Source organism: Phytoactinopolyspora halotolerans, from assembly GCF_010550675.1.
Taxonomy (GTDB): Bacteria; Actinomycetota; Actinomycetes; order Jiangellales; family Jiangellaceae; genus Phytoactinopolyspora; species Phytoactinopolyspora halotolerans.
The window spans coordinates 111,733-134,290 of the sequence record NZ_JAAGOA010000005.1 but is presented as its reverse complement, the minus strand read 5'-3'; the positions used below and the strand labels follow the sequence as shown (position 1 = coordinate 134,290).

Sequence of the window (22,558 nt, the reverse complement as noted above, 5' to 3'; positions counted from 1 at the left end):
AATCGGGGGTCGCCGCCCGGCGTAAGCGGCCGGACAGACCAGCGGTACCCGGGATACGTCGGATCCGGGTTGCTGACCCTCTCAGGTTATGGGGTATTCTCTCATCGGTCCGGGTTCAACCCCGGCTACGGCAGGTTGCCCGAGCGGCCAAAGGGAGCTGACTGTAAATCAGCCGGCACAGCCTTCGTAGGTTCGAATCCTACACCTGCCACCACCTTTGACCTGGGCGTTCGCGCAAATGCGGGCGCCCAGGTTGTCGTTGCGGCGCCGTTGGCGGCGTCGATCACATCTGATCGTGCTTGCGACTTCAGGCTCTGTCTGCCTCCGTAGCCGTACGGCGGACATGTTCGCGGGCGGCCTACCTACCGGCGTATCCGGCCGGTCCCTGAGCGCGGAGCCGGTCCGTTGGGGTAGTAGCCACGCGTGTCATCTCACGTGAATCGACGGGCATGCGAACTCCAAGCCCGTGGGCCAGGGTATGGCCGGTGGTGTCGTGTGTCCGCTTGTGGGAGTTCTGGCCGCCTAGCGGTGCCGTGTGCCGGGCTGCGGGACTTCTAGCCGCTCTGGGCGGTCAGTATCTACACGACGGCTCACATGGCGCCGAACACACGGTGAGATGCGGCCGCGTTTCACACGGCCGCCCACACGATCGATCTCTGAACCGGAGCCGCCGCCGTGGGTCGGCGGCTCCGCTGACGTGGATGGATCCTTGAGCTCGACTGTGCTCGCTGTCGAGCCTTATGTACGCGAGAGCGTGTCCAAGGCCTGCTGGCAGGCCTGCTCGATCTCCTCGCGGTGCTCTGGCGCCGACTGGCAGTTGATCGTGTACTGCTGGTCGCCATCGAACAGGGACACGATCCTGCTTTCGCCGTCCTCGGGGGTATCCACCGAGACCTGGTAGTCCAGCGCCAAGAAGCCGGCGTATTCGCCTTCCTCGCCTTGCCCGCTTTCCGGGTCGATCTGCTGGAACAGCTGGTCCATCTCGTCCTTGGCGAGCTCGAGGTTGCTCTCGTCGATGGTGACGTTGAGCGTGGTGCGGCTCAGGATCAGCATGTTCTCCTCGTCGAGAGCGACCGCCCGATTGTCCTCCAGGTTGCCGCCCGCCTCCACGGAGAAGTTGACGTCTTCGGTGACCTCGAAATCCGATGGATACTCGAAGGTGAACGGGTAAGCGTCGTCTTCGAACGTCTGCGGCCCGCTGTCGCCGCCGTCATCATCGCCGCACGCGCTGATCCCAAGCGCCACGACCAACACGGTCGCGAGCGGTGTCCATCGCCGGATGTACAAACCCATCATTCCTCCCTTGTGTCCACGGCAACCTATCATCGTGGGAATACGCTCATCCGTATCCGTTAGCCGTTGTTTGTTCCCGCGCAAGTCCATGTTCGCTAGCCCTTAAACGGTGCGCCTGCTTGCGACGGCGTGCCACCTGGATGGAGAACTCGACGTATGGGGAAGATCACACCACGGGGTTGATCAAGCCGGCGACCGAGCGAGCCGCGGCCCGGTCAGCGTCGGCGACCAGGTGTTCGGCCGGTATCCGTCATGCGGGCCCGGCCGAGTATTCTAGGGACGTGCGTGCCGGCGCGCACACAGCTGATCGGTGATGCTCCAGCCACGGTCGGCCCGGGTTTCGGGTCGATTCGCGCGGAGGCCGGTTAGTTGTGTACTCTCGGTGGGCGCGCCCGCCCCAATAGCTCAGTCGGCAGAGCGTCTCCATGGTAAGGAGAAGGTCTACGGTTCGATTCCGTATTGGGGCTCTAGAACCCGTGTCCGCTCGCGGTGCGGGCTCCCTGGCGGGGTAGCTCAGGTGGTTAGAGCAAACGGCTCATAATCGTTGTGTCGCGGGTTCGAGTCCCGCCCCCGCTACGAGCGCGTCTGCTCGACGATCGCCGGCGATCCCGTCCGGTGGTCACCCGAGTGTCCGGCACTCGAGCCGGCGTCGTCGCCTCTCTTCTCTTCGATTGGGAACGTGGCGCGGAGTCGGCTACCCTAACTAGGTTCGTAGTCCCGTATCCAGGAGAGGCACCCGTGGCCGCCAAAAGCGCTGACATCCGTCCGAAGATCACCATGGCATGCACGGAGTGCAAGGAGCGCAACTACATCACGAAGAAGAACCGGCGGAACGATCCCGATCGGCTCGAGCTGAAGAAGTTCTGCCCGCGCTGCCGCACTCACACCGCACATCGCGAGACCCGCTGACGTGACGTCGGCTCACCACCGACCGTCCCAGCCCGGGTCGGCTACCGGTGCGGCGGGCCGGTAACGTCGGATCATGGCCATCGATTCTTCCGCCGTTGGGCGCGTTTATCCACCGCAGCCCTATGAAGTGAGCCGTGAGAAGGTTCGCGAGTTCGCCGAGGCGATCGGTGATACCAACCCGGTCTACGTCGACGTCGAGGCGGCGAAGGAGGCCAGTCATGACGACGTGGTCGCGCCGCCGACGTTCGTGATGATTCCGGTGATGCGCGGTTTCGACATTCTGATGGAAGATCTCGGCATCGAATATGCCCGTGTCGTCCACGTCGACCAGTACTTCAACTACAGCAGACCGCTGGTGGTGGGCGACCGGCTGGAAACGACGACGACGCTGGACGCGATCCGTCAGGTAGCCGGCAACGACCTGCTCACCATCCGGAACGACGTGCACGACGCGGCACGGGCACATGTGTGCACGGCACAGGCGACGCTGCTGATCCGTCCAGAGGAGAACGGTGATGGCTGACCTTGCGGTGGGACAAGTGGTCGCAGACCGTGAGTACCGGATCACCCGCGAGAACCTGGTGCGCTATGCAGGTGCATCAGGTGACTTCAACCCGATTCACTGGAATGACAGGGTCGCGAGGGCGGTCGGCCTGCCTGGGGTGCTGGCGCACGGCATGCTGACGATGGCGCTGGCGGGACGGCTGCTGACCGATTGGGCGGGGGACCCCGGCGCGGTGGTCGAGTACAGCGTCCGCTTCTCCCGGCCCGTCGTGGTGCCGGATGACGACCACGGGGTTGCGGTCCAGGTATCCGCGACGGTGACGGAGGTGCGCGACGACGGATTGGTCGCCGTCGACCTGGCCGTCAAGGTCGACGACCAGAAGGTGCTGACCCAGGCGCGCGCATTGGCCCGCCCGCCGAAGACCGACGGCGGCTCGTGACAGCCGGTCGCCGGCGTCGTCCCCTTGGATTGTGTAGGCATCGATGACCACGGAACGGACGGGCGTCGCCCTGGCCGACTTCACCACCCTTCGGCTCGGAGGTCCGGCAGAGCGGATGGTGGAGGTCGAGACCGAGGCCGAGTTGATCGATGTGGTGCGGGACTGCGACAGCCGCGAGAAGCCCGTTCTGGTGCTGGGCGGCGGGTCCAACCTGGTTATCGCCGACGACGGATTCGACGGCACCGTGGTCCGGGTCCGGACGCGCGGCGTCGACGTGGATGAGTCGGCGTCCTGCGAGTCGGACAGCATCGCGGCATGTGGCGGGATTCTGGTGACCGCCGCCGCGGGCGAGCCGTGGGACGAGCTGGTCGAGCGGGCTGTCGCGGAGGAATGGGTCGGGATCGAGGCACTGGCCGGGATCCCCGGTGCGGTGGGTGCCACGCCGATGCAGAACGTCGGCGCGTACGGGCAGGAGATCGCGCAGACACTCTGGTCGGTTCGCACGTATGACCGGGTCGATCAGCGCGTCCGCACGTTCGCCAATGCGGACTGTGCCTTCGAGTACCGGAACAGCAGATTCAAGGGCTCCGAGCGGTATGTGATTCTGTCGGTCAGTTACCAGCTTCGCCAGGGCAATCTGAGTGCGCCGGTCGGGTACGCCGAACTGGCCAGGAGGCTCGGCGTCCGGATCGGCGATCGGGCACCGCTGAAGGACGTCCGGGAAGCGGTGCTGGAGTTGCGTCGCGGAAAGGGCATGGTCCTGGACCCGGACGACCACGACACCTGGAGTGCGGGTTCGTTCTTCACCAATCCCGTGCTCTCCGCCGCCGACGCGGCCCAGCTGCCGCAGGACGCACCTCGCTGGCCGCAGCCCGATGGCCGGGTGAAGACGAGCGCCGCCTGGCTCATCGAGCGGGCCGGCTTCACACGCGGGTACGCGCCGCAGCACGGTGGCGGCGGCGTGCCCGTCTCGCTGTCGACCAAACACACGCTCGCACTCACCAATCGCGGCAGCGGCACGACGTCAGAGCTGCTGTCACTCGCTCGTGACGTGCGGGACGGTGTGCGAGCGACGTTCGGCGTGAACCTGGTCAACGAGCCGGTACTCGTCGGCTGCGCGCTGTAGAAGCAAATCCGGCTGTGGCCGCGTGGACCTTCGGCCGCTGCTGTGGCAAGATGTACGCCGTGATCCAGACGCAGCGCACTCATCGCCGTACGTCGGCGTGCCTTGCGTCGGCCTGCTGTTGTTGTCGCTGACCCTGCTCAGACGACCCTACTTTCCGCCTTGAGCCCGTGTGCTCTTCTCCCTTCAGCAGGCCATACATGATCCAGCAATTCTCGCCCGAGACCTCCGACATGTCCGCTCGCTCCCACCGCGATCCCGTGCGCGGACGGACCGTCGTCGTGATGCATGCGCACCCCGACGATGAAGCGATCTTCACCGGGGCCACCATTCGCCGGCTCGCGGACCGCGGGGCACGCGTCGTCCTGATCACCGCCACCCTCGGTGATCTCGGCGCCTCCTTTGTGCCGCTCGCCCCAGGGGAGACGATCGTTCAGCGCCGTACCGCGGAGCTGGAACGGGCGGCGGAGCTGCTCGGCGTCGCGCGCCTCGCCCTCCTCGGCCGGCGTGACTCGGGCCTCCCGGGCGCGGCGGACAACGTGCATCCCGCGGCGCTCGCCGCGGCGGCTCCCGGCCAGGTCGCCGCCGAGGTGGCCTCGATCATCGAGCGTGAAGGCGCGGAGGCCATCGTGCACGACGACGCGTTCGGCATCTACGGTCATCCTGATCACGTGGCGGTCAACCGCATCGGCACGCTGGCGGCACAGATGTCCGGCGTCACCTCGTACCAGACGACGGTCGACCGCGACTACCTGCACGAGGCCCGGCCGCATCTGGTCCACGCCGCCGCTCGGGCCACCGCCCTGCCCTACGGCATACCGGCCGACCAGGTCGAGCTCAGCGTCACAGCCAGCGGCGAGGAACTCGTCGCCAAGCGGGCGGCGATCAGCGCACACCACAGCCAGATCCGGCCCGGCGAGCTGGACGGCGCGGCATTCGGTGACGCCTACGGGCACGAGTGGTACCTGCGTACCGGAGCCGCGGCTGTGCTGGATGAGCTGACCGAGTCCGTACCGATGGTGGTGGCCGCGCCGGCACAGGCTTGAGGGACGGCACCGGCTCGGCGTCAACCGAGCGGCTCGGCCAGCCAGGCGTCGATGTCCTCCAACAGCTGCTTACGGACATCCGATGGCGCGGCCGTGCTCTCAATCGATGCACGGGCCAGCGCGGCCAGCTCGGGATCGGAGAACCCGTGCAGCTCGCGCGCCGATTGGTACTGGTCGAGAAGGCGGGAGCCGAACAGTAGCGGGTCGTCCGCGCCGAGCGCGATACGCGCACCCGCGTCGAAGAGCGTGCGCAGTGGCACCTGGAGCGCCTGCCGGTACACACCCAGCGAGACGTTGGACGCCGGGCACACCTCCAGCGTCACCTGGCGACCGACGACGCGGTCCAGGAGCGCTGGATCCTCGGCTACCCGGACCCCGTGTCCCAACCGCGCCGCGTCGAGGTGATCCAGGCAGGTGCGGATGTGGTCCGGTCCGCGGAGCTCGCCTCCGTGCGGGACGGAGAGCAATCCGGCCCGAGAGGCGATCTTGAACGCCGGGGCGAACTCCTCGGTCACGCCCCGTCGCTCGTCGTTGGAGAGGCCGAAGCCGACGACGCCTCGTCCGACGTACTGCCGGGCGAGGCGTGCCAGCGTCCGCGCGTCGAGCGGGTGCCGGGTCCGGTTGGCCGCGATGACCACGGCGATCCCGACGCCGGTCGACTCGGACGCCGCCCGCGCGGCGTCCAGGACAAGGTCGGTGAACGCGGTGATGCCGCCGAACAGACCGCCGTACCCGGACGGATCCACCTGGATCTCCAGCCACCGTGAGCCCTCGGCCGCGTCATCCTGCGCACACTCCAGCAGGAGCCGGCGTACGTCGTCCTCCGTCCGCAGCACCGAGCGAGCGAGATCGTACAGGCGCTGGAACCTGAACCAGCCCTTCTCATCCGCCGCCGACAGCTGGGGCGGCCAGTGATCACGCAGCGAGTCGGGCAGCCGGATGCCGTGCCGATCAGCCAGTTCGACCAGCGTCGTGTGCCGCATCGACCCGGTGAAGTGCAGATGCAGGTGTGCCTTGGGAAGCCGCCGAAGATCACGATGTGCCACAGACATACTCTGCCCCGTCACCGCACGGTAGCGCGACTCAGATCGCCGGGTCAGGCCAACAGACGCTGAATACGGCTGACCCCTTCGATCAGATCGTCGTCGCCGAGCGCGTAGGAGAATCGGAGGTAGCCGCTCGGGCCGAACGCCTCACCCGGCACGACGGCGACCTCAGCCTCGGTGAGGGTCAGCTCGGCCAGCTCGACGCTGGTGGTCGGCGTCCGGCCGGCGATCTCGCGACCCAGCACACCCTTGACCGAGGGGTAGGCATAGAACGCGCCCTCGGGCTCGGGGCAGACGACGCCGTCGATCGCGTTCAGCATCTCCACGATCGTCCGCCGCCGACGGTCGAATGCCTCGCGCATCATGGCGACCGCATCGAGGCTGCCGGTGACAGCGGCGAGTGCGGCCCGCTGCGAGACGTTGGCCACGTTGGACGTGGCGTGTGACTGCAGGTTGGCGGCCGCCTTGGTGACGTCGGTCGGTGCGATCATCCAGCCGACTCGCCAGCCGGTCATCGCATACGTCTTGGCCACGCCGTTGACGACGATGCAGGTGTCGGCGAGCTCCGGTACCTCGGCCGGCATCGACGCGAATGTGGCATCGCCGTAGACCAGGTGCTCGTAGATCTCGTCGGTGATGACCCAGATGCCGTGCTGATGCGCCCACCGGCCGATCGCGCGGACCTCCTCGGGCGTGTAGACGGCGCCGGTCGGGTTCGACGGCGAGCAGAACAACAGCGCCTTCGTCCGCTCCGTCCGGGCCGACTCCAGCTGCTCGACGGTCGCCCGGTAGCCGCTGTTCTCGTCGGTCAGGACCTCGACCGGCACGCCTCCGGCCAGCCGGATGGACTCCGGATACGTGGTCCAGTACGGTGCCGGCAACAGGACCTCGTCGCCGTCATCGACGATGGTGGCGAACGCCTGGAAGACGGCCTGTTTTCCGCCGTTGGTGATCAGTACTTGAGCAGGCTCGACCTGGTAGCCGGAGTCGCGCGCCGTCTTCGCCGCGACCGCCTCCTTGAGCTCGGGGATGCCCCCGGCCGGTGTGTAGCGGTGGTTCTTCGGGTCGGCGCACGCTTCGACGGCCGCCTGGACGATGTAGTCCGGCGTGCTGAAGTCGGGCTCACCGGCACCGAAGCCGATGACGGGGCGACCGGCCGCCTTGAGCGCCTTCGCTTTCGCATCGACGGCCAGAGTGGCGGACTCGGTGATCGATCCGATCCGCCGCGAGATGCGCGGGCGCGAGGTACCGGCGGCAGCGCCGGAAGGAGTAGCCAGAGTCATGTGGTCAATCCTTGCACTACCCGGTGTCGGCGCGCCAAGCACTTCCGCATCCGTTGTCAGGTCGCCACGTCCGCCGACACGACGAGGGTGCCGACACGGCGATGCTGGACCGTACACCCCTGGTTGCGTTGCGTCGGAGGGGGTGGGGGAGTTCTTCTCCTTCTCACGCGATCGGCGGGCGGCTTCGGCCGGCTGGTCGCTCGGGTTCGCCGCCGATCGAAGATCAGTCGAAGAATCCCCCGCCCCCTCCGCGCGTGTGGCCTGGCGTCAGAACTTGGGCGCGGACATCTGCCGGTAGTACTCACCGGACTCTGGGCGATACAGGAGATACAGGATCACCCCGGCAAGTACCGGCGAGATCAGATTCAGCAACGTGTTCAGCCCGAAGCCGCCCAGCGTGATGTTCATCAACGCGAACAGAATGTTCAAGCCTCCGAGGATCGTTGCGACCACCCGGGCCCAGGAGCGTCCACGCTTGTTGGCCCAGGCCATCCAGAGCCATAGGCCGATCGCGATCAGCGGGAAGACCGTCGCGACGCCGTACGAGATGTTGACCGCCGTATCGATCTCGCTCTGGGTCAGGTCCGGATCGCTGTCGATGACGGCGTCGCGGATGCTGTCCCGGCTGAACAGGGCGAACAGCAGGCTCAACGCGGTCAGGCCGGCGCCGACGTACATCAGCCGCACCGCGAGCACGATGGGGCGCGGAGCGAACGACATGCCGCCGCCTTCCATCGGTGCCGGTGGCATGTTGGACTCCGAGGGTACGCTCTCGCGCCACGACGGCAGTCCCGGCGACTGCGGGTCTTGGTCCGGCCGGTCTCCGGATGGAGAACTGAACGGATCCCGCTTCGGCTCGTCGCCCGAGCCGCTACCTGGCGTGGTCCCGTTCATCTCGTACTCCCAACACGTGTGGTCGACATCTCGTTGTCCGAGCAGGATGCACTGTGATGTTCTCTATATGCAGCCTAGTCGGGTGATGCAGCGGAGAGCCAGTATGGCGTGCTCGGCCACCCGCGTAAAGGACATTGATCGGAACGTCATCAGGTGCGTTCAACGGCCCTGTGATCACGCGGGTTCGACCATTATGCCATTCACCCCGTACACTCTCTGTTCGGTGGTCGCTGATCCCTGCTCAAGTCCGCCCCAGAGGCTATGGTGGGTAGGTATCGCTCGTTCACCGAAGGGCAGTAGCTCAATTGGCAGAGCACCGGTCTCCAAAACCGGGGGTTGGGGGTTCGAGTCCCTCCTGCCCTGCTGGTCACCGCGGTTGATGTCCCCTGCGGGCAACGACGCGTGTGTGGCCATGGCGACCACGCCGTCTGCATGGGCGGCGGGAAATATGACCAAGTGAGGTAGCAAGTGACGGAGACGAGCGGCCAGACCGCGACGCCGGATCGTCCGCGCCAGCCACGGCGGCGTGGACCGATCGCACGGTTGTCGCTGTGGGTCCGGCAAGTCGTGGCCGAGCTTCGCAAGGTTGTCTACCCGACCCGGCGTCAGCTGGTGACCTACACGGCCGTCGTGCTGGTGTTCGTCGCGATCATGATCACCATCGTCTCCCTGCTCGATCTGGGCTTCGGCTGGCTGATGCTGGAGATCTTCGGCTAAGCCCGCCACGCGCAGCAGCTACCAGGAGGAAGAAGTCCGTACCGTGTCCGATCAGTACGCGCCCGTCGACGACGCAGCCGCCGAGCCCACCGTGGACGAAGAACCGACCGAGGACGCCGGCCAGGAAGAGCAGGCCGCCGCGTCTGACGAGGTCACGTCCGAGGCCCAGCCGGAGGCGGAGGAGCGGATCGACCCGCTCGAGGAGTTCCGTCGAGTGCTGCGTGCCAAGCCCGGTGACTGGTACGTGATCCAGACGTACTCCGGGATGGAGAACCGCGTCCGGGTGAACCTCGAGAACCGCATCACCAGCCTCAACATGGAGGAGCAGATCTTCGAGGTCGTGGTGCCGCAGGAAGAGGTCGCCGAGATCAAGGGCGGTCAGCGCAAGATGGTGAAGCGCAACCGATTCCCGGGCTACGTGCTCGTCCGGATGGACATGTCCGACGAGTCGTGGGCAGCCGTCCGGCACACCCCGGCCGTCACCGGCTTCGTCGGCCATGGGAACCAGCCGTTGCCGCTCAGCCTCGATGAGGTGGAGCGCTGGCTGGCGCCGGAGTTCGAGGAGCCGGTCGTGCAGACGGAGGAGAAGAAACAGGTGGAGGTCGTCGACTTCCAGGTGGGCGACTCCGTCATGGTCGTGGACGGCCCGTTCGCGACGCTGCACGCCACCATCAACGAGATCAATGTCGACTCGCAGAAGGTGAAGGGCCTGGTTGAGATCTTCGGCAGAGAGACGCCCGTCGAACTGTCGTTCAACCAGATCCAGAAGCTCTAGCCTCCGCACAGCCGGAGGTCAATCGGCCGCGCTCGCGGCTGACGCCCACCCGATCACCAACCACAAGGAACGACGAGGACCCGAGGAAAGATGCCCGCGAAAAAGAAAGTCGCAGGCCTGATCAAGCTCCAGATTCAGGCCGGTCAGGCGACGCCCGCGCCGCCGGTGGGACCCGCATTGGGTCAGCACGGCGTCAACATCATGGAGTTCTGCAAGGCGTACAACGCCGCCACCGAGGCCCAGCGGGGCGACGTGGTACCGGTCGAGATCACCGTGTACGAAGACCGGTCGTTCACGTTCGTCACCAAGACGCCGCCGGCGGCGAAGCTCATCCTCAAGGCCGCCGGTGTCGAGAAGGGCTCCGGTGAGCCGCACCGTGCGAAGGTCGCTACCATCACGCGTGACCAGGTGCGCGCCATCGCCGAGCAGAAGATGCCGGACCTCAACGCCAATGACTTGGACTCGGCGGAGAAGATCATCGCCGGCACGGCCCGTCAGATGGGCGTCAACGTCCAGTAGAACCCAGGCCCGGCAGCGAGAGCTGTACAGCGGGCGACGTGAGACATGTGGAAGGGCAGCGCTGGCCCGTACCACGACTCCTGAACCATAGCGAGGAGAGAGAACATGAAGCGCAGCAAGGCGTACCGCGCCGCAGCTGAGAAGATCGACCGGAGCCGGCTCTACTCGGCTGCCGAGGCGGTCCAGCTGGTCAAGGAGACCAGCTCCACGAAGTATGACGCGACCGTCGAGGTTGCTCTGCGGCTGGGCGTCGACCCCCGCAAGGCGGACGAGATGGTTCGCGGCACCGTCAACCTGCCGCACGGCACCGGCAAGACCGCTCGGGTCCTGGTCTTCGCCGTGGGGCCGAAGGCGCAGGAAGCGACCGATGCCGGTGCGGATATCGTCGGCGGGGACGAACTCATCGAAGAGGTTCAGGGTGGGCGCCTGGACTTCGACGCGGTGGTTGCCACACCGGATCTGATGGGCAAGGTCGGACGCCTTGGACGAGTGCTCGGTCCGCGTGGCCTGATGCCGAACCCGAAGACCGGAACCGTCACCGTTGACGTCGCGAAGGCCGTTTCCGACATCAAGGGCGGAAAGATCGAGTTCAGGGTGGACCGCCATGCCAACCTGCACTTCATCATCGGAAAGACGTCGTTCACGGAAGACGCGCTGCTGGAGAACTACTCCGCGGCGCTGGACGAGATCAACCGTCTGAAGCCGTCGTCGTCGAAGGGTCGCTACATCAAGAAGGCGACGCTGACCTCCACCATGGGTCCCGGCGTTCCGGTCGACCCGAGCAAGATTCGCGCGGCTGAGTCTGCGCGGGCATGACAGATCCGATCCAGCCGCGGCGCCGTCGAGGACGGATGTCGCGGCTGGATCGTTAAGCGGGGATACGCGGCGATGTCGGTGATGGCCACCCTGGTCGAGCGCTCCGCGCCGCTTCGCCGTCGGCTGCCCGCCGTGCAACGTCGGATGGCCGCGGTACGGCGGGTGCCGGTGCTGGGACGGCTCATCGGCTGGCTGCGGCTGGATTTCACCGGATCGCTGGTCGGGACGTTCTTCTTCTGCTGGTCGCTTACTCCGTCGTTGTTGCCGCGCACGTGGTATTACCAAGCCCTGGTGACCGGCGTGACGGCCACCGTCGGTTACGCCATCGGCGCGTTGATCGGTGTCCTGGCGCGGCTGATCGTGCGGAGGGCTCGTCGTGGCCGGCCGCTGTCCCGGCAGACCGTGGCGACGGGCTGGTCCGTGTTCGGCGTCGCCGCTACGTTGTCGGCGGCCTGGTATATGGCCGGTTCGGCGCGTTGGCAGAGTGATCTGCGCGAGCTGATGGACGTGGACAGCCCGCGGCTGTACCACTACGTGCTCATCCTGCTCGTCGCCTTCTTGCTGTTCATCGGTTTCCTCGCCGTCGGCCGGGTGTTGCGTGGCGCCTCTCGCCGCCTGGGTGCCTTTCTGGCCCGATGGATACCGGTACAACTCGCCGTCGTGGTGTCCGCCGTCCTGGTGGCCGGAATTGTGATCTGGTCCTGGACCGGGTTGTTCTATCCGTGGATGCTGTCCGTGGCGAACAGCGCGTTCGCTGCGGTCAACCAGGAGACGATCGCGGGTGAACGTCCACCGGACATCGGCACGCACTCGGGCGGGCCGGGTTCTTTGGTCAGCTGGGAATCGCTTGGACGCAAGGGCCGTGAGTTCATCGCGGAAGGCCCCGACGCGGAGGAGATCGAGGCGTTCAGCGGACGGCCTGCGCTGGATCCGGTCCGCACCTATGTGGGGACCGAATCCGCGGAGACGCCGGCCGGACAGGCGTCGCTGGCGGTTCGCGAACTGGAGCGGGCCGGCGGTTTCGACCGCGACGTGCTCGTGGTGGTGACGGCGACCGGGACCGGCTGGGTGGACGGCGCGGCCGCCGACGCGCTCGAGTATCTGTACAACGGCGACACGGCGATCGTGTCGATGCAGTATTCGTACCTGCCCAGCTGGCTGTCGTTCCTGGCTGAACGTGAACAGGTCGATATCGCCGGGCAGGAACTGTTCGACGCGGTCCACGAGCATTGGTCCAGGCTGGACAGCGACTCCAGGCCCGAACTCATCGTCTACGGTGAGAGCTTCGGCGCGGTGGGCAGCGCGGCCGCGTTCGACGATCTGGATGAGCTGACCAGCGAGGTGGACGGTGCGCTCTGGGTAGGATCGCCGGACTGGCATCCGTTCCGCGAGGAGTTCACCGAGAACCGGGACCCGGGATCGCCGGAACGGCTGCCGTCGTATCAAGGCGGCGAGACGGTCCGCTTCTGGGGTGGCTGGCAGGAGCCGTTGGACACCTCCGGCTGGCGACACCCACGGGTACTCTTCCTGCAGCACTCCTCGGATCCGGTCGCGTTCTGGTCGCCCGAGCTGATCTGGTCGCGGCCTGATTGGATGCGCGAGGAGCGCGGACCGGATGTGCTGCCGCACTTCAACTGGTATCCGTTCGTCACGTTCTGGCAGCTGACGGCGGACATGGCGGTGTCGGCGCTGATGCCGGTGGGGCACGCGCACAACTACGGCGGAGAGCTCGTCGACGCCTGGCTCATGGTGGCACCGCCGGAACGGGACTGGTCCGAGGACAAGCTGGACCAGTTGCGCGAGATGGTGCAGTCGTTCGACATGGAGGACGAGGACCGGCTCTGGTAAGGCTGGGAGAGCCAGACGCGGCTGGAAGATTCCTCTCCTCGTCTCTCGCATCTCGACGACGGGCACGAGCGACGACGACGGTTTGGCGATGGGCGGGATGTGCCCGTAAGATTAGTCGTTGCCGAAGACCGCCGGTCTCGCGCCGTAAGGCGTGACGAAGGTTCCACATACGTGGGCGGCCCGCGCAGGTGTATGTGTGACGACGGCTGTGCTTGATGACACGGCCGACGCCCCGTGCCCTGCGCCGGGGCGTTTTTTGTGGTGTGGATCCGACGGGACCCGAGTGCCCGACGGGCGGTCTGCGGTGATGACAAACCCCGTCCGTGCGTCATAAGGAGTCCCATGGCGAGGCCTGACAAGGCAGCCGCGGTCGCCGAACTGGCCGAGGAGTTCCGTACCTCCTCTGCCGTCGTGCTGACCGAGTATCGCGGTCTCTCGGTCAAAGAGATCACCGAGCTCCGTCGATCGCTCAGCGGGAACGCGTCGTACGCCGTAGTGAAGAACACGCTGACCAAGCTCGCCGCCAAGGAAGCGGGGATCGAAGGACTGGACGAGCACCTCGTCGGTCCGTCGGCCATCGCCTTCGTCAAGGGTGACGCGGTCGAGGTGGCCAAGGGGCTGCGTGACTTCGCCAAGACTCATCCGGTGCTCACCGTGAAGGGTGGCCTGTTCGAGGGCGCCCCGATGACATCGGATGACATCAAGAAGCTCGCCGATCTCGAGTCGCGTGAGGTTCTGCTCGCCAAGATGGCGGGCGCGATGAAGGCGTCCATGCAGAACGCCGTTTCGCTGTTCGCGGCACCGCTGTCGCAGACGGCGAGGGCGATCGACGCGCTCCGGCAGAAGGTCGAGGCCGGCGGCGACGCTGCCGAGTGAGCGAAGTCTCACACCCACCCATACCCCACCCCCGGCACCACGCCGAACACGAGAAAGGAACCGCCACCATGGCGAAGCTCAGCACCGATGAGCTCCTGGATGCGTTCAAGGAGATGTCCCTGATCGAGCTCTCTGAGTTCGTGAAGAAGTTCGAGGAGACCTTCGAGGTCACCGCCGCGGCCCCGGTGGCCGTGGCGGCCGGCGCCGCCCCCGCGGCGGGCGGCGGCGAGGCCGAGGCCGCGGTCGAGCAGGATGAGTTCGACGTCATCCTGGAGTCCGCCGGCGACAAGAAGATTCAGGTCATCAAGGAGGTCCGTGGTCTGACCTCACTCGGCCTGAAGGAGGCCAAGGACCTGGTCGAGGGCGCTCCGAAGCCGCTGCTGGAGAAGGTCAACAAGGAGACGGCCGACAAGGCGAAGGAAGCCCTCGAGGGCGCCGGCGCCACCATCACCGTCAAGTAAGCCGTTCGCTCGATCAGTGGGAAGGGACACTTCCCTGCCTCGCCCGCGCCGATGCGCGAGCCTAGTCTGGCCGGGAAATGTCCCTTCCCACCTCGTGTGGTAGGCCTCTGGCGCCCGGTGACACGTGTCGCCGGGCGCTGGTGTTTCTGTGGGGGAGCGCGACGCGCCGGAAGGGGGCGAGCTTGACGTGAGCGATACGTCCGGGAGATCCTTCTTGCAGCGTCACGACACGATAGGGAGCGTCCTGGAACGGATATGGGCCGCCACTCGACAGCAGTGAGCCTTGTAGGCTAGACTGCGACTTTGCGCTGTCCACTGTCCTGTCGTAGATCAGGGCAGGGGTCTGCGTGCAGCCCATTGATCGACTTTATCCGACCGTGTGCCCTCGGAAGGACCCCTGTTGGCCGTCACGCCCATCACCCCACAGTCCACAAACGGTTCCCGCCGTATATCTTTCGCTAAACTCAGGGAGCCCCTCGGGGTTCCGAACCTCCTCGCTCTCCAGATCGACAGTTTCGACTGGCTGCTCGGAAACTCGCGGTGGCAGGCCCGGGTAGCCGAAGCCGAGGCCCAGGGGCGTCAGGACATCAACACGACGTCCGGCCTTCAGGAGATCCTCGACGAGATCAGTCCGATCGAGGACTTCTCCGGCACCATGTCGCTGTCGTTCTCCAACCCCAGGTTCGAGGACCCGAAGAACACCATCGACGAGTGCAAGATGCGTGACTTCACGTACTCTGCACCGCTGTTCGTCACCGCCGAGTTCATCAACAACGAGACCGGTGAGATCAAGTCGCAGACGGTGTTCATGGGCGACTTCCCGCTGATGTCGCCCAAGGGTACGTTCATCATCAACGGCACCGAGCGAGTGGTCGTCTCGCAGCTGGTCCGTTCGCCGGGCGTGTACTTCGAGCGCGCCCTGGACAAGACCTCGGACCGTGACATCTTCACCGCCAAGGTCATCCCCTCGCGGGGTGCCTGGCTGGAGTTCGAGATCGACAAGCGCGATACCGTCGGCGTCCGGCTCGACCGCAAGCGCAAGCAGAACGTCACAGTCTTGCTGAAGGCGCTGGGCTGGACCAACGAGCAGATCCTGGAAGAGTTCGGCGACTACGAGTCGATGCGGTCCACGTTGGAGAAGGACCACACGACCAGCCAGGAAGAGGCGCTGCTCGACATCTACCGGAAGATGCGCCCGGGCGAGCCGCCGACGCGCGAGGCCGCGCAGCAGCTGCTGGAGAACGCCTACTTCAACCCGAAGCGCTATGACCTCGCCAAGGTCGGCCGGTACAAGCTGAACAAGAAGCTCGGGCTGGACCTCTCACTCGACCAGAACACGATCACGCTCGAGGACGTCATCGCCACGCTGCGCTACCTCGTCCGGCTGCACGCCGGCGAGGAGGAGATGACGACCGGTGAGCACACCGTCCGAGTCGAGACCGACGACATCGACCACTTCGGCAACCGTCGTCTCCGTACCGTCGGCGAGCTGATCCAGAACCAGGTCCGCACCGGCCTGTCCCGGATGGAGCGGGTCGTGCGTGAGCGCATGACCACGCAGGACGTCGAGGCGATCACGCCGCAGACGCTGATCAACATCCGCCCGGTGGTGGCTGCGATCAAGGAGTTCTTCGGAACCTCTCAGCTGTCGCAGTTCATGGACCAGACCAACCCGCTGGCCGGGCTGACGCACAAGCGGCGCCTGTCCGCGCTGGGCCCGGGCGGTCTGTCCCGTGAGCGGGCCGGCATGGAAGTCCGTGACGTGCACCCGTCCCACTATGGTCGGATGTGTCCGATCGAGACGCCGGAAGGGCCGAACATCGGTCTGATCGGTTCGCTGGCGACGTTCGGCCGGATCAACGCCTTCGGATTCGTCGAGACGCCGTACCGCAAGGTGCACGACGGCCAGGTCACCGACGAGGTCGTATACCTCAGCGCCGACGTCGAGGACCACAGCGTCATCGCGCAGGCGAACGAGCCGCTCGCCGAGGACGGCCGGTTCGTGCAGGAGAAGGTGCTGGTCCGCAAGCGCGGCGGCGAGGTCGAACTGGTGGCCGGCGAGGAAGTCGACTACATGGATGTCTCGCCGCGGCAGATGGTCTCCGTGGCGACCGCCATGATCCCGTTCCTCGAGCACGACGACTCCAACCGTGCGCTCATGGGTTCCAACATGCAGCGGCAGGCTGTGCCGCTGCTGCGCGCGGAGGCGCCGCTCGTCGGCACCGGCATGGAGTACCGCGCGGCGGTGGACGCCGGCGAGGTCGTGGTCGCCGAGAAGGCGGGCGTCGTCTCCGAGGTCACGGCCGACTACGTCACGATCATGGCCGACGACGGCACGTACCAGACCTACCAGCTGGCGAAGTACCGCCGCTCCAATGCCGGTACGTGCATCAACCAGAAGCCGATCGTGGACGAGGCCGACCGGATCGAGGCCGGGCAGGTGCTGGCCGACGGTCCCTCCACGGATCAGGGTGAGATGGCCCTGGGCAAGAACCTGCTGGTCGCGTTCATGTCCTGGGAAGGCCAGAACTACGAGGACGCGATCCTGCTCTCGCAGAGGCTGATCGAGGAGGACGTTCTCACCTCGATCAAGATCGAGGAGCACGAGGTCGATGCCCGGGACACCAAGCTCGGGCCGGAGGAGATCACCCGGGACATCCCGAACGTCTCCGAGGACGTGCTGGCCGATCTCGACGAGCGCGGCATCATCCGCATCGGTGCCGAGGTGGGCAACGGCGACATCCTGGTCGGCAAGGTGACCCCCAAGGGTGAGACCGAGCTGACCCCGGAGGAACGCCTGCTGCGCGCCATCTTCGGTGAGAAGGCACGCGAAGTGCGGGACACCTCGCTGAAGGTCCCGCACGGCGAGTCCGGCAAGGTCATCGGCGTCCGGCTGTTCGACCGGGACGAGGGCGACGAGCTTCCGCCGGGCGTCAACCAGCTGGTGCGCGTCTACATCGCGCAGATGCGGAAGATCCAGGACGGCGACAAGCTGGCCGGCCGGCACGGCAACAAGGGCGTCATCTCGAAGATTCTTCCGGTGGAGGACATGCCGTTCCTGGAGGACGGGACGCCGGTGGACATCGTGCTGAACCCGCTGGGTGTACCGAGCCGGATGAACCTCGGACAGGTCCTGGAGACACACCTCGGATGGGTGGCCAAGACCGGTTGGAAGGTCGACGGCGACGACGAGGAGTGGAAGAAGCGGCTGGCGACCATCGGCGCCCAGGAGGCGCCGCCGGACAGCAACGTCGCCACCCCGGTGTTCGACGGCGCCCGCGAGGACGAGATCGCCGGGCTGCTCGGATCGACGCTGCCCAACCGTGACGGCAACCAGCTGATCGGCAGCAGCGGTAAGGCTCGGCTGATCGACGGCCGGTCGGGTGAGCCGTTCCCGGACCCGGTGTCCGTCGGCTACCTGTACATGCTCAAGCTCAACCACCACGTGGATGACAAGATCCACGCCCGTTCCACGGGCCCGTACTCGATGATCACGCAGCAGCCGCTGGGTGGTAAGGCGCAGTTCGGTGGCCAGCGGTTCGGTGAGATGGAGGTGTGGGCCCTGCAGGCCTACGGCGCGGCCTACGCGCTGCGGGAGCTGCTGACGATCAAGTCCGACGACATCCTCGGCCGCGTCAAGGTGTACGAGGCGATCGTCAAGGGTGAGAACATCCCCGAGGCCGGCATCCCTGAGTCGTTCAAGGTGCTGATCAAGGAGATGCAATCCCTGTGCCTCAACGTGGAGGTTCTGTCGAGTGACGGCACACAGATCGAGATGCGCGACAGCGACGAGGACGTGTTCCGTGCCGCTGAAGAGCTAGGCATCGACCTGTCCCGGCGGGAGCCGAGCAGCGTCGAGGAGGTCTAGGGAGTGTGCGGTGGTTCCCCGGCCGGACATGCGGCGCGACGCGGCGTATGCGGCCGGGATCCACGGGCACTTCGCGCGACACGCGGGCCGGATCCTGATGCGGCCCGGAACAACTCGTCTTTCGAAAACAGACTGATCTGAGAGAAGGATTCACGTGCTCGACGTCAACTTTTTCGACGAGCTACGCATTGGCCTCGCCACGGGGGACGCCATTCGCGAGTGGTCGCATGGCGAGGTCAAGAAGCCGGAGACCATCAACTACCGCACCCTGAAGCCGGAGAAGGACGGGCTCTTCTGCGAGAAGATCTTCGGTCCTACCCGGGACTGGGAGTGCTACTGCGGCAAGTACAAGCGAGTCCGCTTCAAGGGCATCATCTGCGAGCGCTGCGGCGTCGAGGTGACGCGTGCGAAGGTACGCCGTGAGCGCATGGGGCACATCGAGCTGGCCGCTCCGGTGACGCACATCTGGTACTTCAAGGGTGTGCCGTCCCGGCTCGGTTACCTGCTGGACCTGGCTCCGAAGGACCTGGAGAAGGTCATCTACTTCGCGGCCTACATGATCACCTGGGTCGACGAGGAGGCGCGGCACCGCGATCTCTCGTCGCTCGAGGGACAGATCGACGTTGAGCGCAAGCAGATCGAGCAGCGCCGCGACGCCGACATCGAGACCAGGGCGAAGAAGCTCGAGGCGGACCTGGCCGAGCTCGAGGCAGAGGGTGCCAAGGGCGATGTCCGTCGCAAGGTCAAGGAGTCGGCCGAGCGCGAGATGAGCCAGCTGCGCAAGCGCGCCGATGCCGAGATCGACCGGCTCAACGCCGTGTGGGAGCGGTTCCGCAACCTCAAGGTCCAGGACCTCGAGGGCGACGAGATGCTCTACCGCGAGATGCGCGACCGGTTCGGTGCGTACTTCCGCGGCGGCATGGGCGCGCAGGCGATCAAGGAGCGGCTGGACAACTTCGACCTCGACGCCGAGGCGGAGAAGCTGCGCGAGGTCATCCGCAGCGGCAAGGGCCAGAAGAAGACCCGTGCGCTGAAGCGGCTGAAGGTGGTCTCGCCGTTCCTGACGACGCGGAACGACCCGCGAGGCATGGTCCTCGACGCCGTTCCGGTGATGCCGCCGGACCTGCGGCCGATGGTCCAGCTCGACGGTGGCCGGTTCGCCACCAGTGACCTGAACGACCTCTACCGCCGGGTGATCAACCGGAACAACCGGCTGAAGAGGCTGCTTGATCTCGGAGCGCCGGAGATCATCGTCAACAACGAGAAGCGGATGCTGCAGGAGTCCGTCGACGCGCTGTTCGACAACGGCCGTCGCGGCCGTCCCGTCACGGGACCCGGTAACCGCCCGTTGAAGTCGATCTCCGACATGCTCAAGGGGAAGCAGGGTCGCTTCCGGCAGAACCTGCTCGGTAAGCGAGTCGACTACTCCGGCCGGTCGGTGATCGTCGTCGGCCCGCAGCTGAAGCTGCACCAGTGCGGCCTGCCGAAGGGCATGGCGATCGAGCTGTTCAAGCCGTTCGTCATGAAGCGCCTGGTCGATCTGTCGCACGCGCAGAACATCAAGAGCGCGAAGCGGATGGTCGAGCGTGCCCGCCCGGTCGTGTGGGATGTGCTGGAGGAGGTCATCGCCGAGCATCCGGTGCTGCTGAACCGGGCGCCGACGCTGCACCGCCTCGGTATCCAGGCGTTCGAGCCGCAGCTGGTGGAGGGCAAGGCCATCCAGATCCACCCGCTGGTCTGCACCGCGTTCAACGCGGACTTCGACGGTGACCAGATGGCGGTGCACCTGCCGCTGTCCGCCGAGGCGCAGGCCGAGGCTCGCGTGCTGATGCTGTCCAGCAACAACATCCTCAAGCCGGCGGACGGTCGGCCGGTGACCATGCCCACGCAGGACATGGTGCTGGGCATCTACTTCCTGACCAGCTACGCGGAGGGCCTGCCGGGCGAGGGCCGGGCGTTCTCGTCGATCGCCGAGGCGATCAACGCGTTCGACCGGGGCGAGCTGAAGTTGCAGAGCCAGGTCCGGATCCGGCTGGAGAACACCGTGCCGCCTCCGGGCTGGGAAGCGCCGGAGGGCTGGGAGCCGGGTCAGCCGGTGACGCTGAGCACGACGCTCGGCCGCGCGCTGTTCAACGAGACACTTCCGGCGGACTACCCGTACGTCGAGAAGGAGATCGACAAGAGCGGTCTCGGTGACATCGTGAACGACCTGGCCGAGCGGTACCAGAAGGTTCAGGTCGGAACCACGCTGGATGCCTTGAAGGACCTCGGGTTCTACTGGGCGACCCGCTCCGGCGTCACGGTCTCGGTGGAGGATGTCGTCCCGCCCGCCACGAAGCAGCAGATCCTCGAGGAGTTCGAGGGCAAGGCCGCGAAGGTGGAGCGGAACTTCAACCGCGGTGTCATCTCCGACGGCGAGCGCCGTGAGGAGCTCATCGACATCTGGACCGACGCGACCAACGCCGTGGACGAAGCGATGCGGAACGCGTTCACCCCGGACAACTCCATCTACCGGATGGTTCACTCCGGGGCGCGCGGTAACTGGATGCAGATCCGCCAGCTGTCCGGGATGCGCGGTCTGGTGGCCAACCCGAAGGGTGAGACCATCCCGCGGCCGATCAAGTCGAGCTTCCGGGACGGCCTGACGGTGCTGGAGTTCTTCATCTCGACGCACGGTGCACGTAAGGGTCTGGCCGACACGGCGCTGCGTACCGCGGACTCCGGTTACCTCACCCGTCGCCTGGTGGACGTCTCGCAGGATGTGATCATCCGGGAGATCGACTGTGGTACCGAGCGGGGCTTGGTGCTGCCGATCGCGACCCGGGACGCCAACGGCAACCTCACGGTGGCCGAGCTGGCGGAGACATCGGTCTATGCGCGTACCGCAGCCGAGGACGTCACCGGCGAGGACGGCACGTTGCTCGCTTCGGCCGGCGACGACCTGGGTGACGTCGAGATCGCCAGGCTGGCGGCCGGTGGTGTCGAGCAGGTCCGGGTGCGTTCCGTGCTGACCTGTGAGAGCAAGACCGGCGTGTGCGCGATGTGCTACGGCCGCTCGCTCGCGACGGGCAAGCTCGTCGACGTCGGCGAGGCCGTCGGCATCATCGCCGCCCAGTCCATCGGTGAGCCGGGTACCCAGCTGACCATGCGGACCTTCCACACCGGCGGTGTGGCCGGTGAGGACATCACGCATGGTCTGCCCCGTGTGGTCGAGCTGTTCGAGGCGCGTGCCCCGAAGGGCAAGGCGGCGATCGCCGAGGTCTCCGGCCGGGTGCGGGTCGAGGAGGACGGCAAGGGCGCGCGTGTGGTCATCGTTCCGGATGACGGCAGCGACGAGCAGTCCTTCGCGATCAGCCGCCGGGTCTACGAGTGGACCAACCGCCGGGCCCCGGGTATCGCCCAGTGGCGTGTGCAGGACGGGGATCACGTCGATGTCGGTGAACTGCTGCACTCCGGTACGGCGGACCCGCACGACGTGCTCCGCGTGCAGGGTCAGCGGGCTGTTCAGGTCTTCCTGACCGACCAGGTCCAGGAGGTCTACCGGTCGCAGGGTGTGTCCATCCACGACAAGCACATCGAGATCATCGTGCGGCAGATGCTGCGGCGGATCACGGTGCTGGAGAGCGGTGACACCAACCTGCTCCCGGGCGAGCTCGTGGAGCGTGCGCGCTTCGAGGAGGAGAACCGTCGGGTGGTGCCCGAGGGCGGTCAGCCCGCCTCCGGTCGCCCGCAGCTGATGGGGATCACCAAGGCCTCGCTGGCGACCGATTCGTGGCTTTCCGCGGCGTCGTTCCAGGAGACCACCCGGGTGCTCACCGAGGCGGCGATCAACGCCAAGTCCGATCCGCTGATCGGTCTGAAGGAGAACGTCATTCTCGGGAAGCTCATCCCGGCCGGTACCGGCCTGCCGCGGTACCGGAACCTGCGGGTGGAGCCGACCGAGGAGGCCAAGGCGGCCATGTACTCCATGGTCGACTACGGCGCGGACTACTCGGACTACGAGTTCGGGCAGGGCTCCGGCGAGGCTGTGCGACTCGAAGACTACGACTTCGGGTCCTACAGCTGACCCCCCTCCACCATGATCATGAACATTTGCCGTGCTATGCGAACGGTTAATGTTCATGATCACTAGGGTGGGGC

18 protein-coding genes and 4 tRNA genes are annotated in these 22,558 nt (G+C 66.3%); 18 read left to right on the top strand and 4 right to left on the bottom strand.

Annotated features, from left to right (window positions below; genetic code table 11):
- Positions 1-129: 129 nt before the first annotated feature.
- Positions 130-214: transfer RNA gene (locus G1H10_RS08865), tRNA-Tyr, on the top strand.
- Between the two features lie 524 nt (positions 215-738).
- On the opposite strand, the gene G1H10_RS08860 is transcribed toward G1H10_RS08865, so the two are convergent.
- Positions 739-1,293 carry a hypothetical protein gene (locus tag G1H10_RS08860; RefSeq protein ID WP_163735760.1) on the bottom strand — a complete coding sequence of 185 codons (555 nt, stop codon included), beginning with the start codon at positions 1,291-1,293 and terminating at the stop codon, positions 739-741.
- Positions 1,294-1,687: 394 nt separating this feature from the next.
- On the opposite strand from G1H10_RS08860, the gene G1H10_RS08855 reads away from it, so the two are divergent.
- From G1H10_RS08855 to G1H10_RS08825, 7 genes are all read left to right on the top strand, one after another.
- A tRNA-Thr gene (locus G1H10_RS08855) sits at positions 1,688-1,760 on the top strand.
- Between the two features lie 35 nt (positions 1,761-1,795).
- Positions 1,796-1,869: transfer RNA gene (locus G1H10_RS08850), tRNA-Met, on the top strand.
- Positions 1,870-2,031: 162 nt separating this feature from the next.
- Entirely contained in the window at positions 2,032-2,202 is a 171-nt protein-coding gene (rpmG, locus tag G1H10_RS08845) for a 50S ribosomal protein L33 (RefSeq protein ID WP_163735757.1), read from the top strand.
- Between the two features lie 73 nt (positions 2,203-2,275).
- Positions 2,276-2,725, top strand: a complete 450-nt coding sequence (locus G1H10_RS08840; RefSeq protein WP_163735754.1) for a MaoC family dehydratase N-terminal domain-containing protein — start codon at positions 2,276-2,278, stop codon at positions 2,723-2,725.
- The gene (locus G1H10_RS08835) at positions 2,718-3,146 is read left to right on the top strand and encodes a MaoC family dehydratase (RefSeq protein WP_163735751.1); all 429 of its coding nucleotides are present in this window, start codon (positions 2,718-2,720) and stop codon (positions 3,144-3,146) included. Before G1H10_RS08840 ends, G1H10_RS08835 begins: the two co-directional genes overlap by 8 nt.
- 43 nt (positions 3,147-3,189) lie before the next feature.
- Entirely contained in the window at positions 3,190-4,272 is a 1,083-nt protein-coding gene (locus G1H10_RS08830) for a UDP-N-acetylmuramate dehydrogenase (RefSeq protein WP_163735748.1), read from the top strand.
- A gap of 197 nt (positions 4,273-4,469) precedes the next feature.
- A complete protein-coding gene (locus G1H10_RS08825) occupies positions 4,470-5,315 on the top strand; it encodes a PIG-L deacetylase family protein (RefSeq protein ID WP_163735745.1) in 846 nt (281 codons plus the stop codon).
- 20 nt (positions 5,316-5,335) lie between these two features.
- Here the strand turns inward: G1H10_RS08825 and G1H10_RS08820 are convergent, their stop codons facing one another.
- The 3 genes from G1H10_RS08820 to G1H10_RS08810 all read right to left on the bottom strand — a co-directional run bounded on the left by G1H10_RS08820 (position 5,336) and on the right by G1H10_RS08810 (position 8,538).
- Positions 5,336-6,361: an adenosine deaminase gene (locus tag G1H10_RS08820; RefSeq protein ID WP_216853043.1), complete on the bottom strand. Its 1,026-nt coding sequence runs from the start codon at positions 6,359-6,361 to the stop codon at positions 5,336-5,338.
- Between the two features lie 50 nt (positions 6,362-6,411).
- Positions 6,412-7,644, bottom strand: a complete 1,233-nt coding sequence (locus G1H10_RS08815; RefSeq protein ID WP_163735740.1) for a pyridoxal phosphate-dependent aminotransferase — start codon at positions 7,642-7,644, stop codon at positions 6,412-6,414.
- 267 nt (positions 7,645-7,911) lie between these two features.
- Positions 7,912-8,538, bottom strand: a complete 627-nt coding sequence (locus G1H10_RS08810) for an MATE family efflux transporter (protein WP_163735737.1) — start codon at positions 8,536-8,538, stop codon at positions 7,912-7,914.
- A gap of 290 nt (positions 8,539-8,828) precedes the next feature.
- Between G1H10_RS08810 and G1H10_RS08805 the strand changes: the two genes are divergently transcribed.
- The 10 genes from G1H10_RS08805 (at position 8,829) to G1H10_RS08760 (ending at position 22,484) form a co-directional block, all read left to right on the top strand.
- Positions 8,829-8,901 (top strand) — tRNA-Trp (locus G1H10_RS08805).
- Positions 8,902-9,006: 105 nt separating this feature from the next.
- The gene (gene secE, locus G1H10_RS08800; protein ID WP_163735735.1) at positions 9,007-9,255 is read left to right on the top strand and encodes a preprotein translocase subunit SecE; all 249 of its coding nucleotides are present in this window, start codon (positions 9,007-9,009) and stop codon (positions 9,253-9,255) included.
- A 43-nt stretch (positions 9,256-9,298) separates the two neighbouring features.
- The gene (gene nusG / locus G1H10_RS08795; protein WP_163735732.1) at positions 9,299-10,030 is read left to right on the top strand and encodes a transcription termination/antitermination protein NusG; all 732 of its coding nucleotides are present in this window, start codon (positions 9,299-9,301) and stop codon (positions 10,028-10,030) included.
- Between the two features lie 90 nt (positions 10,031-10,120).
- Positions 10,121-10,549, top strand: a complete 429-nt coding sequence (gene rplK / locus G1H10_RS08790) for a 50S ribosomal protein L11 (RefSeq protein ID WP_163735729.1) — start codon at positions 10,121-10,123, stop codon at positions 10,547-10,549.
- Positions 10,550-10,654: 105 nt separating this feature from the next.
- On the top strand, positions 10,655-11,365 hold the full coding sequence (gene rplA, locus G1H10_RS08785) for a 50S ribosomal protein L1 (RefSeq protein ID WP_163735727.1): 711 nt from the start codon (positions 10,655-10,657) through the stop codon (positions 11,363-11,365).
- Positions 11,366-11,437: 72 nt separating this feature from the next.
- Positions 11,438-13,213 (top strand): alpha/beta hydrolase, encoded by a 1,776-nt coding sequence (locus G1H10_RS08780; RefSeq protein WP_163735724.1) that lies wholly within the window; start codon positions 11,438-11,440, stop codon positions 13,211-13,213.
- 342 nt (positions 13,214-13,555) lie between these two features.
- Positions 13,556-14,089 (top strand): 50S ribosomal protein L10, encoded by a 534-nt coding sequence (rplJ, locus tag G1H10_RS08775; RefSeq protein WP_163735721.1) that lies wholly within the window; start codon positions 13,556-13,558, stop codon positions 14,087-14,089.
- A 68-nt stretch (positions 14,090-14,157) separates the two neighbouring features.
- A complete protein-coding gene (rplL, locus tag G1H10_RS08770) occupies positions 14,158-14,550 on the top strand; it encodes a 50S ribosomal protein L7/L12 (RefSeq protein WP_163735718.1) in 393 nt (130 codons plus the stop codon).
- A 400-nt stretch (positions 14,551-14,950) separates the two neighbouring features.
- Entirely contained in the window at positions 14,951-18,418 is a 3,468-nt protein-coding gene (rpoB, locus tag G1H10_RS08765) for a DNA-directed RNA polymerase subunit beta (protein WP_246219325.1), read from the top strand.
- Between the two features lie 154 nt (positions 18,419-18,572).
- Positions 18,573-22,484, top strand: coding sequence for a DNA-directed RNA polymerase subunit beta' (locus tag G1H10_RS08760; RefSeq protein ID WP_163735716.1), 3,912 nt, complete (start codon positions 18,573-18,575; stop codon positions 22,482-22,484).
- The last annotated feature ends 74 nt before the right edge of the window (positions 22,485-22,558 follow it).